General features: G+C 62.4%; 1 protein-coding gene. It reads left to right on the forward strand.

From position 1 onward, the window contains the following. Positions 1-25 precede the first annotated feature (25 nt). A partial coding sequence (locus EOA85_RS36640) for a histidine kinase dimerization/phospho-acceptor domain-containing protein (protein WP_245486408.1) occupies positions 26-692 on the forward strand: 667 nt, incomplete at its 3' end.

The following is a 692-nucleotide window of genomic DNA, read 5'->3' on the forward strand; positions in this document are numbered from 1 at the left end:
CGCCACCGTTGCACAGAGCCTGGATATGGCGGACGCCGCCCACATTGTGCTCAACACCATCCGCCGCCCAGTGATCATGGTCGATGCGGACGGGTTCATCACCTTCGCCAATGCCGATGCCGAGGATTTCTTCCGCTCGAGCGCGACCATGCTCGCCCGCAATACACTACCAAAGCTCATTCCCTTCGGCAGTCCGCTGCTGACGCTTGTCGACCAGGTGCGCGAGCGCCGGGCACCCGTCAACGAATACCGGGTCGACGTATCGTCGCCGCGCCTCGGCATCGAGAAGGTCGTCGATCTATATGTCGCGCCGGTGTCGGAATTCCCGGGCTCCGTCGTGGTGATGTTCCAGGAGCGATCGATGGCCGACAAGATCGACCGGCAGATGACGCACCGCGGTGCGGCACGCTCGGTAACCGGCCTTGCCGCGATGCTCGCCCACGAGATCAAGAACCCGCTATCCGGCATCCGGGGTGCTGCCCAGCTGCTCGAACTGTCGGCTTCCGACGAGGATCGCGCGCTGACCCGGCTGATCACCGACGAGACCGACCGCATCGTCTCGCTGGTCGATCGCATGGAGGTGTTTTCCGACGAGCGGCCCATCGATCGCTATCCGGTCAACATCCATGTCGTACTCGACCATGTGAAGGCGATTGCCAAGAACGGTTTTGCCAAGCGGATCAAGATATTGG

Source organism: Mesorhizobium sp. M5C.F.Ca.IN.020.29.1.1 (assembly GCF_003997375.1).
Classification (GTDB): Bacteria; Pseudomonadota; Alphaproteobacteria; order Rhizobiales; family Rhizobiaceae; genus Mesorhizobium; species Mesorhizobium wenxiniae.